The organism is Streptomyces carpinensis (assembly GCF_002154505.1).
Classification (GTDB): domain Bacteria; phylum Actinomycetota; class Actinomycetes; order Streptomycetales; family Streptomycetaceae; genus Streptomyces; species Streptomyces carpinensis.
Genome location: NZ_MUBM01000593.1, coordinates 1 through 8555, shown reverse-complemented (window position 1 = coordinate 8555; position 8555 = coordinate 1). Strand labels below are relative to the sequence as shown.

Annotated in this window: 8 protein-coding genes and 1 pseudogene; 4 read left to right on the top strand and 5 right to left on the bottom strand. The window is 72.2% G+C overall.

Going from position 1 to position 8555, the window contains the following annotated elements; translation table 11 throughout:
• A partial coding sequence (locus BZY54_RS46650) for a peptide deformylase (RefSeq protein ID WP_208640974.1) occupies window positions 1-237 on the top strand: 237 nt, incomplete at its 5' end.
• Between the two features lie 66 nt (window positions 238-303).
• Here BZY54_RS46650 and BZY54_RS46645 read toward each other — a convergent pair.
• Window positions 304-1734, bottom strand: coding sequence for a dihydrolipoyl dehydrogenase family protein (locus BZY54_RS46645; protein WP_086731383.1), 1431 nt, complete (start codon window positions 1732-1734; stop codon window positions 304-306).
• Window positions 1735-1872: 138 nt separating this feature from the next.
• Between BZY54_RS46645 and trxA the strand changes: the two genes are divergently transcribed.
• Entirely contained in the window at window positions 1873-2271 is a 399-nt protein-coding gene (gene trxA / locus BZY54_RS46640) for a thioredoxin (RefSeq protein ID WP_086731381.1), read from the top strand.
• A gap of 193 nt (window positions 2272-2464) precedes the next feature.
• Here trxA and BZY54_RS46635 read toward each other — a convergent pair whose 3' ends face one another.
• The 3 genes from BZY54_RS46635 to BZY54_RS46625 all read right to left on the bottom strand — a co-directional run bounded on the left by BZY54_RS46635 (window position 2465) and on the right by BZY54_RS46625 (window position 5414).
• Window positions 2465-3499 (bottom strand): LacI family DNA-binding transcriptional regulator, encoded by a 1035-nt coding sequence (locus BZY54_RS46635; RefSeq protein ID WP_167414191.1) that lies wholly within the window; start codon window positions 3497-3499, stop codon window positions 2465-2467.
• Window positions 3500-3723: 224 nt separating this feature from the next.
• Window positions 3724-4524 carry a phosphotransferase gene (locus BZY54_RS46630; RefSeq protein ID WP_086731382.1) on the bottom strand — a complete coding sequence of 267 codons (801 nt, stop codon included), beginning with the start codon at window positions 4522-4524 and terminating at the stop codon, window positions 3724-3726.
• A gap of 206 nt (window positions 4525-4730) precedes the next feature.
• Complete coding sequence (locus BZY54_RS46625) at window positions 4731-5414, bottom strand: TetR/AcrR family transcriptional regulator (RefSeq protein ID WP_086731379.1); 684 nt, start codon at window positions 5412-5414, stop codon at window positions 4731-4733.
• A 101-nt stretch (window positions 5415-5515) separates the two neighbouring features.
• Here BZY54_RS46625 and BZY54_RS46620 point away from each other — a divergent pair, with 101 nt between their 5' ends.
• Window positions 5516-6079, top strand: a complete 564-nt coding sequence (locus tag BZY54_RS46620; RefSeq protein ID WP_086731378.1) for an NAD(P)H-dependent oxidoreductase — start codon at window positions 5516-5518, stop codon at window positions 6077-6079.
• Between the two features lie 196 nt (window positions 6080-6275).
• On the opposite strand, the gene BZY54_RS46615 is transcribed toward BZY54_RS46620, so the two are convergent.
• Window positions 6276-7058 (bottom strand): DUF899 domain-containing protein, encoded by a 783-nt coding sequence (locus BZY54_RS46615; RefSeq protein ID WP_086731377.1) that lies wholly within the window; start codon window positions 7056-7058, stop codon window positions 6276-6278.
• Window positions 7059-7469: 411 nt separating this feature from the next.
• On the opposite strand from BZY54_RS46615, the pseudogene BZY54_RS55205 reads away from it, so the two are divergent.
• Window positions 7470-7862 (top strand): annotated as a pseudogene (locus BZY54_RS55205) (alpha/beta fold hydrolase); the annotation flags it as partial.
• Between the last annotated feature and the right edge of the window lie 693 nt (window positions 7863-8555).

The following is an 8555-nucleotide window of genomic DNA, read 5'->3' as shown; positions in this document are numbered from 1 at the left end:
GCCCGGCACGCCGAGGTGCGCCTGCGCGCGCACGACGAGCACGGCCGCGCGGTGGACGAGGTGTTCACCGGCTGGCCGGCCCGCATCGTGCAGCACGAGACCGACCATCTCGACGGCACCCTCTACCTCGACCGTGCCGAGCTGCGCTCGCTGTCCTCGAACGAGGTGCTGGCGGCGCGCTGGGCCCAGCCGACTCCCGAGGAGGCGGCGCGGACGCTCGGTTTCGAGTTGCCGTGACGAGCGTGTCCGCGTCGCCTCTGCCGCGGTGGCCGGCCCGGGGTGTCCCGGGCCGGGTACCGGCGGTCAGCCGCGGTAGGCCTCCAGCAGCCGCAGCCACACCTCGCTGATCGTCGGGTAGGACGGGACCGCGTGCCACAGGCGGTCGACCGGGACCTGTCCGGCGACGGCGACGGTGGCCGAGTGGATCAGTTCGCCGACGCCGGGGCCGACGAAGGTGACACCCCTCAGGATCCGCTCGTCCACGTCGACCACCATGCGCGCGCGGCCGCGGTAACCCTCGCCGTACAGCCCCGCCCCGGCGACCGACGAGAACTCCACGTCCACGGCGCGTACCCGGTGGCCGGCCTGTTCGGCCTCCGCCAGCGACAGGCCGACTGCCGAGGCCTCCGGATCGGTGAAGACCACCTGCGGGACGGCGTGGTGGTCGGCGGTGGCCGCGTGCGGACCCCACGGGGCCGGCTCCTGGAGGGGCTCGCCCTTGGCGCGGGCGCCGATGGCGTCGCCCGCGATCCGGGCCTGGTACTTGCCCTGGTGGGTGAGGAGGGCGCGGTGGTTGACGTCGCCGCACGCGTAGAGCCAGTCGCTGCCCTCGACCCGCAATGTGTCGTCGACCGGGAGCCAGGAGCCCGGCTCCATGCCGACGGTCTCCAGGCCGATGTCGTCGGTGCGCGGGGCCCGTCCGGTGGCGAACAGGATCTCGTCGGATTCGATGCGGTCGCCGGCGCCGGTGACGGCCACGACGGTGCCGTTCTCGCGGGCCACCGACTCCACCGAGGTACCGGTACGGATCTCGGCGCCCGCCTCGGTGAGCGCCTCGGCGACCAGCTCGCCCGCGAAGGGCTCCATCCGGGCCAGCAGCCCCTTGCCCCGCACCAGGACGGTGACCTGAGAGCCGAGCGCCTGGTAGGCGGTGGCCATCTCGGTTGCGACCACGCCTCCGCCGACCACGATCAGCCGCCCGGGCACATGCTCGGCAGAGGTGGCCTCGCGGCTGGTCCACGGCCGGACCTCGGCGAGTCCGGGCAGGTCGGGCAGCCGGGCGCCGGTGCCGGTGCAGACCGCGACCGCGTGCCGGACGGTCAGTGTCCTGCTCACGCCATCCGGGCCGGTGACCGTGACCGTGCGCGGACCGGCGAGGCGACCGTGGCCGCGGTACAGGTCGGCGCCGATGCCGTCCAGCCACCGCACCTGTCCGTCGTCGTGCCAGTGGGAGGTGTACTCGTCGCGGCGGGCGAGGACCGCGGCGGCGTCCAGGGGACCCTGCACCGCCTGGCTCAGACCCGGCAGTCGGCGGGCGTCGGCGCGCGCGATGACCGGGCGGAGCAGCGCCTTGCTGGGCATGCACGCCCAGTACGAGCACTCGCCGCCGACCAGCTCGCTCTCCACGACCGCGGTGGACAGACCGGCCGCACGGGTGCGGTCGGCCACGTTCTCCCCCACGGGTCCGGCCCCGAGCACCACGACGTCGTACGCGATGGATTCCGTTTCCGTCATGACGTCAGTCTGCTGGGTGGTGTGCGCCGTGGCCACACGGGTACGCGCGCGGAATACCCGTAGGGTCGGCCGTGTTGTCGTCACGGTCTCGTCCCGCGCCAGTAAGTACGTCCCCACACCAGGAAGAGGGAATACGCCATGAGCAGCACCGTGGAGCTCACCAAAGAGAACTTCGACCAGACGGTCACCGAGAACGAGTTCGTTCTCATCGACTTCTGGGCGTCCTGGTGCGGGCCGTGCCGTTCGTTCGCCCCGGTCTACGAGAAGGCGGCGGAGGACAACCCGGACCTGGTGTTCGGCAAGGTGGACACCGAGGCGCAGCCGGAACTGGCGGCGGCCTTCGGCATCCAGTCCATTCCGACGCTGATGATCGTGCGCGACCAGGTGGCCGTGTTCGCGCAGCCCGGCGCGCTGCCCGAGGCCGCCCTCACGGACGTGATCGGGCAGGCCCGCAAGCTGGACATGGACGAGGTGCGCAAGGCGGTCGCCGAGCAGCAGGCGCAGGGGCAGGGGCAGACGGGCCCCGACGGGCAGTAGGGCCCTCGTTCTTCGTGGGCGGGTCCGCTCCTCGTGAGCGGGCCCGCTTCTTCGTGTCGGCGGGTCCGATCCTTCGTGCGGCGGGTCCGAGCCGTTCGTCTGCGGACCGTTCCTCTTCGTGTCGGCCGGTCCGAGCCGTCTCGTCTGCGGACCGTTCCTTTTCGTCCGCGGGACCGTTCCTTCGCGTCTGAGTTCAGGTGGACTCGCGGTGGACCACCGTCGCGCCGAGCACCGCCTGGCGTTCGGGTGCCGCGCCCGGGTTGCGCACGGCGCGGTCGACGAGGTCGGCGACGTAGCGGCCGGGGGGCAGGTCGATGTGCACGGTGCTCAGCCGGGGGCGCAGCAGCCGGCCGAGCATCAGGTCGTCGGCGCCGATCACCGCCGCGTCCTCGGGGACGCGTAAGCCCGCGTCCTGCAGTGCGCGCATCACCAGCATGGCGTACTCGTCGTTGTACGCGAACACCGCGTCCAGGCCGAGACCGCGCCAGCGGGCGGCGAGGCGGGCCGCTGACTCCTCGTCGTAGCCGAGGGGCAGTTCCGTCACCGTCCCGTCGGTGCCGTGCAGGGCGCGCCGTACGCCGGCCAGGCGCGGTCTGGAGAAGACATCGAGGCCACGTTCCTCGGGCACGACCACGCCGATCCTGCGTCGGCCCCGGGCGTACAGGTGGGCGCCGGCGCAGTGGCCCACGCTCTCGTGGTCCATGAGCAGGGCGTGGGCCCCGTCGACGGGGTCGGGCCCGAGGGTGACGACGGCGCGGGCACCGGAGCGCTTGAGCACCGCGACCCCTTCCGGGCCGATCCCGGCCCCGGGGACGATGACGGCGACCGGCCGCAGCTCGGCCCAGGCGCGGGCGGCTTCGTCGCCGTGCAGGCCGGCGCTGCCGTGCTGTACGACGGTGTAGTCCAGGCGGCCGAGCGCCCCGTGGAGTTCGTTGAGGTAGTGGCTGTAGAGCGGGCCCACCGGGATGGCCGGGGCGGGCATCAGGACGATGCGGCTGTGCCCGGCACGCAGGCTGCGCGCGGCGGCGTGGGGCACGTACCCGAGTTCGCTGGCGGCCTCGCGGACCCGGCGGCGGGTGGGCTCGCTGATCCGTACGGCTCCGGAGTTGTTCAGGACGTAGGAGACGGTCGCCCGCGAGACGCCCGCCAGACGGGCCACATCGGCACTCGTGGGGACGGAGTGCGGTGCGGGAGACGAGGACGCGGTGGATTCAGGTATCTGCACCATGACGTACCGCATCTTGGCAGAAGCCGGGAGCGGCGGAGGGGGGCAGGGCCGTGCGCGTCCGGACGGGTCAGGTGGGAGCCTCGCGAGCTGGTACGCGAACGTGTTCGTGACGAATGTGTTCGTGACGAATGTGTTCGTGACGGTCGTTCGCGGCCAGGACCTCGAACGGCGGCGGCAGGCCGAAGTACCCGCCACTGGCCTGCCGATGTCAACGCCCGGGCCGGTCAGTTCAGCAGGGCGGCCGTGAACGTCTCGCGGTGGTCCGCCAGCCAGGTCCGCATACGGTCCCAGCGTTCCCAGCCACCGCGCTCGGCCAGCGCCTGCAGATAGACGGGGTCGCCGTCAGCCACGCGGCGGGCGACGAAGGCCCGGCAGACCTCCGTGGCCTGCTCGACGACGCCGGGCAGTTCGCCGCGCTCCCGCGGCGAGAGGCCGTAGCTGTCGGCAAGGATCCGCAGCCGTTCGGGCGCGTCCAGCTCGGCGGGGTAGAAGGCGGCCGCGGATGCGGGGTCGACCATGGGAACCCAGTAGCGGGCGGTCATGGCGACGTCCCAGAGAGGTCGGCCCGGGGCCGCCAGGTCGAAATCGATCAGGGCGGCGGCACGGCCGTCGCGGAAGACGACGTTGTCCGGGCACACGTCGTTGTGACACAGCATCGTTCCCCCCTCCGGGTCGGCGAGATCGCGGGGCCACTCGGCACGGATGTCGACCTCGACGGCCGCGGCGGCCTCATGCAGCCGCCGCAGCAGGCTCCCCACCGATTCGAGGGCGGCCGTCGTCATCGCCCAGTCCGGGAACGGCGGCAGAGGCACGTCGCCCGGGACGAAGGTCAACTGCTCACGGCCGTCCTCGGTGACGGCGACAGGAGCCGGGGCCGCATCGAAACCCTGCTCCTTCAGCGCGAGGAGATGGGCATGCAGGGCGCGCGCGTTGCGCGGCGCCGGGCGCTCCACCAGCGCACCCCGGCGGAAGACCGCCCCCGCGTTCACCATGCCGCCGACCAGTGCCCCGTCCTCAGCCGTCATGACGATCACGCTATCGCGGAGCGACTCCGCGCGGGCCGGGCTCCGGACTTCCGGCCCCGGCGCCGACGGCAGACCCGGCATGCCTCGAACACCGCGTTGATCATTGCGCCGGCTGCTGGGGAGGCGCACAAGAGGGCCGGCCGGCGGCCGGGAGGACCGGCGACGCCGGCACCGAGCAAGCCCCTGCGCCCAGGCGGCGACCGCTCTCAGCAGGGCCCGGCGGTACCGGTCACGCGGGCGACCAGGTCGTACCAGCCTGCCTGCAACCGTTCCATCGGCATATGGCACTGCCGGGTCAGGTGGAAGATCAGGGCGGGTTCGAGGTAACTCATCAGCGTCTGCGCGAGCAGCTCGCAGTCCGCGTCCGGGACCGCCTGCCGCAGCAGCATGACCACGTGGCGGTAGCGCAGCTGGCGGGGCGGCAGCACGAAGCGGCGGTCGGGGCACGGCTCGGCCGCCAGTTGCAGCTCCAGGTCGTCGGCGGCGCGGCGCAGCGCCGCGCAGCCGAACGCGCGCAGCCGGTCCACCGGCGGCGCGCCGGGGCCCAGCGGCGCCGGGCCGCTGAGGAAGGATGCCTGGAACTTGCGCTCGGAGTGGTCCAGCAGGGCCGTCAGCAGGCCGGTGCGGTCTCCGAAGCGGCGGAAGACCGTGCCCTTGCCCACCTGGGCCGCCGCGGCCACCGCCTCCATCGTGACGCCGGCCGCGCCGTGCTCCGCCACCAGGCGTGCGGCGGCGTCCAGCAGCCGGGCGCGATTGCGCGCCGCGTCGGCTCGCAGGCCGGACTCGTCCGTGCCGGTACCGAGCTCGAGCAGCACCGGCTTCTCCTCGACGGGCTCCTGAGGCGTCGGAAAGGGCGGCAGGGTGCTGGACATGAAGTCAGCGTAAAGCATCGGGAACAGAACTGGACCGCGGTCCGGTTAATCTGGTAGAAAATTAAACGGACCTCGGTCCGGATCGTAACGGCAGTGTTTCACCCCCCTTGGAGTCCCCCATGTCTGTTCGCATCCTCGCGCTCGTCGGCAGCCTTCGCGCCGGTTCGCACAACCGCCAGCTCGCCGAGGCGGCCGTCAAGCTCGCCCCCGCGGGTGCCGAGGTGGAGCTGTTCGAGGGCCTGGCCGAGGTTCCGTTCTACAACGAGGACGTCGACGTCGAGGGCAGCGTGCCGGCCCCCGCCGCCCGGCTGCGTGCGGCCGCCCAGGCCGCCGACGCCTTCCTCGTGTTCTCCCCCGAGTACAACGGCACCATCCCGGCCGTCCTGAAGAACGCCATCGACTGGCTGTCCCGTCCGTACGGCGCCGGCGCCTTCACCGGCAAGCCCGTCGCGGTCGTGGGCACCGCCTTCGGCCAGTACGGCGGCGTGTGGGCGCAGGACGACGCCCGCAAGGCCGTGGGCATCGCCGGCGGCAAGGTGATCGAGGACATCAAGCTGTCCATCCCGGGCTCCGTGACCCGTTTCGCCGAGACCCACCCGGTCGACGACGCCGAGGTCGCCGCCCAGCTGACCGAGGTCGTCGCCCGCCTGCACGGCCACGCCGGCGAGACCGTCGCCGCCTGACCAGGCCCCAAGGGGCCGGAACCGACACGGTTCCGGCCCCTTCGTGCTGCCCGGGAGCAGCGTCGTCGCCTCAGAGGACGCACCACCACCGACCGGGCGCGCAGGCGGACCCTCGCATCTTCCGGAGCTTCGCCCGGCACCTGGCACCTGTCGCCGGCACCTGGCACCTGTCGCCGACGCCGTCGACGAAGGCGCGTCAGTGGTGGTGGCCGTGGCGGCCGAGGGTCTCCACGGGGGTGGCGCCGGGGCGGGTCCACTGCGGCACGGGGCGGCTGGTCGGGCCCCAGGTGGCGTTCCCGTCCGCGTCCGAGCGCCAGGACCAGCACGGGCTGTCGCCCTTGGGCCGGCCCTCGGGGTTGTCCTCCCACACCTCGCCGCGGCCGTAGGGCGTCATGTCGAGCAGGCCGAGGGACCCGTTGACCCGCTCGTTGCCCCGGCCCGTCGTGGAGTAGGTGAGGAACACGCGATCGCCGTCGCGCAGGAAGCAGGTGATGTGACCCATGTCGCCGCCGACCGGCGCGTCCGCGTCGCGCACCGAGTACCAGGGCTGGGTGTAGCCCATGAACTCGACGTAGGAGGCGACTTCGTCCCAACGGCCCGTGGTCAGGACGGCGAACGAGACTCCGCGGGCGTTGAGGTAGACGGCGTCCTTCAGGTGCCAGGCCGTGGTGGTGCAGCCCTCGCACTGCCCCTGGTGCGGCGCGCCGTCGTACCACATGTGCTTGTACACCACGAGCTCGTCGCGGCCCTGGAACAGGTCCAAGAACGGGACCGGGCCGTCGGGTCCGACGACCTCGACCGTCCCGTCGAACTCCACCATCGGCAGCCGACGGCGGGCCGCGGCGAGGGCGTCGCCCTCGCGGGTGTGGGCCTTCTCACGGACCAGAAGCTCCTCACGGGCCCTCTGCCAGGTGGCCAGGTCGACCACGGGCGGGCGGCCGGGCAGCGCAGTGGTCGGGTCGTCCGGCGTGGTCGTCATGGTGTCCTCCGTGGTGTCCGGTGCCGGGCAGCGTCGTACGGCGTCCTACGACGGTCACCGGAACAGACTCGCGACCCGGCCGAAACTCATCGCAGCGGGGACCGTCCTCGGCCGAACCCGCACGGACCACGTCGTTCTGGCGATGCTCCGCGCGAGCCAGGACACCGGCACGATCGTGCCCACGCGGGCCCCTCGGTTTCCTCGACCAGGCCCTCGGCCAGGACCTCGCCACTCCGATCCTCGCCGTCGCCGTCGTCGTGACGACCCTGGCCGGCGCACTGCGCCGCCCCGGCACCACCTGAGCGACCACCGGACGCGGCGGCTCCGCCCCCTCTCCCGCCCGTACGCCGGGGAATCCGTCCCGTCCTACCGACCGTCGAACGGTCGCACGAACAAAGGTTGATCAGGAGTGTGTCGTCACTCCACCTGCCCGCACCCGAAGGCCACGGCTCCGCCTCCGGCGCCCGAACCTTCCGGCCCGCTTCACCGACACCTTCACCAGCCACTACGTTGACACTGGCGGACTGCGCCTGCACGCCGTCACCAGCAGCCCAGGGCCCGCCGCGCTGCTGCCGGCCGGCCCCAGACGTGGTACGCGTGGCGCCTGGTGATGCCCGCGCCGACCGGGACGTTCGGGTCGTCGCGGTCGGCCCGCGCGGTGCCGGGCGGTCCGACAAACCGCGGGACGCCTACGAAACCGGCACGCCGGCCCGCGACATGGTGACGCTGATGGACGCGCTCGGGCACCGGCGCTTCGCCATGGCCGGTCACGACGTCGGCATGTGGACCGGCTACGCCCTGGCCGCGGACCGCCCCGACCGGCTCGACCGCCTGGCCGTCGCCGTGGCAACGATCCCAGGGCTCTCTCCCACACCGCCTCTCTTCGGCAGCCGGGCAGGCCAACGACCGCCTCTGGCACTTCGCGTTCAACCGCCTCGACGGCATCAACGAGGAGCTGGTCCGCGGGCGCGAACGCCTCTACTTCGGGCGCCAGTTCGAAGACGAAGGCCGCGCAGCCGCTGCCCGACCACGCCGTTCGGCACTACGTCGACACTCTCGCCGCCGCCCTCGATGCCCTGCGATGCAGCTTCACGTTCTACCTTTGATCTTGGTCAGTGCGCCGCCCTTCAGGGCGGTGGTGAAGGCCATCTCAGAACTGCTCTGACCCGCACGATAGGCACGGGTCCGCAGTATTCAGCTCAGCTCACGGGCGCTGCTGTCGCTCGATGTACTGCTGCACGACGGCGAGTGGTGCTCCGCCGCAGCTTCCGGCGAAGTAGGTCCGCCGGCACTTGGTGACGAACACCAAGTGGACATGCAGACTCTAGACGACGTGACGGCCCGTTCTGATATATCGGGGTTTGGATTCCATCGCGGTGACATACACCAGAATAGTATAGTGATCGTCGTGAGTGAACTCGGCCTGGTGAAGCGGCAGTTCGGGCACCGTGCCCGACTGGCGCTCTCGCCTGCCGAGATCCGCGTCATGGATGACCA

Excerpts from the sequence above, each read along its gene's own strand:
- BZY54_RS46645 (WP_086731383.1), bottom strand. The coding sequence starts at position 1,734 with ATGACGGAAACGGAATCCATCGCGTACGACGTCGTGGTGCTCGGGGCC.
- trxA (WP_086731381.1), top strand. The coding sequence starts at position 1,873 with ATGAGCAGCACCGTGGAGCTCACCAAAGAGAACTTCGACCAGACGGTC.
- BZY54_RS46635 (WP_167414191.1), bottom strand. The coding sequence starts at position 3,499 with ATGGTGCAGATACCTGAATCCACCGCGTCCTCGTCTCCCGCACCGCAC.
- BZY54_RS46630 (WP_086731382.1), bottom strand. The coding sequence starts at position 4,524 with ATGACGGCTGAGGACGGGGCACTGGTCGGCGGCATGGTGAACGCGGGG.
- BZY54_RS46625 (WP_086731379.1), bottom strand. The coding sequence starts at position 5,414 with ATGCTTTACGCTGACTTCATGTCCAGCACCCTGCCGCCCTTTCCGACG.
- BZY54_RS46620 (WP_086731378.1), top strand. The coding sequence starts at position 5,516 with ATGTCTGTTCGCATCCTCGCGCTCGTCGGCAGCCTTCGCGCCGGTTCG.
- BZY54_RS46615 (WP_086731377.1), bottom strand. The coding sequence starts at position 7,058 with ATGACGACCACGCCGGACGACCCGACCACTGCGCTGCCCGGCCGCCCG.